Source organism: Thauera phenylacetica B4P (assembly GCF_000310225.1).
GTDB classification, from domain to species: domain Bacteria; phylum Pseudomonadota; class Gammaproteobacteria; order Burkholderiales; family Rhodocyclaceae; genus Thauera; species Thauera phenylacetica.
On sequence record NZ_AMXF01000563.1, the window covers coordinates 1 to 640 of the forward strand.

Here is a 640-nt window from a genome sequence, read left to right on the forward strand (position 1 = left end):
GCGGCGACCGCCTCGACCGGCGCGGCGTTGCTGCCGGCTTCGGCGGCGTCGAACGCGGTGGTGCGCACCGTGATCAGCTTGATCGCATCGGCGCTCTTGACGGTGGCGAGCGCGTTGCCGGCGTAGATCGGACGCACGAAGGTGTCGGCGGATTCGATCGCGACGATGTCGCTGATCTGCGCCACGTCGAGCAGCGCGGCCACGCGCGGCAGCATGTTCTTGCCCGCGGTGGAGGCCGGCGCGAGCACGTGGCTGTAGCCGCCGGCCAGGCCCCTGACCAGCTCGGCGACGTTCTCGGCGGTCTGCGCCTCGTACTGCGGCGCGTCGCACACCAGCACCTTGGCCACGCCGGCGACCTTGGCCGCGGCTTCGGCCGCGGCGCCGCAGCCGGCACCCGCCACCAGCACATGGACGTCGCCGCCCAGCTTGCCGGCTGCGCTCACGGTGTTGAGCGTGGCCGCCTTGATCGATTGGTTGTCGTGTTCCGCGATAACGAGAATGGCCATGTTCAGATCACCTTCGCAACGTTCTTGAGTTTGTCGACCAGCTGGGCCACGTCGGCCACGCGCTCACCGGCGCTGCGCTTGGGCGGCTCGGCGACCTTCAGCGTGGCCAGGCGCGGGGCGACATCGACGCCGAG

General features: G+C 70.6%; 2 pseudogenes. Both read right to left on the bottom strand.

Annotation, left to right across the window (positions count from 1 at the left end):
• Positions 1-506, bottom strand: a pseudogene (locus C667_RS23695) (electron transfer flavoprotein subunit alpha/FixB family protein); the annotation flags it as partial.
• A 2-nt stretch (positions 507-508) separates the two neighbouring features.
• Positions 509-640, bottom strand: a pseudogene (locus C667_RS25960) (electron transfer flavoprotein subunit beta/FixA family protein); the annotation flags it as partial.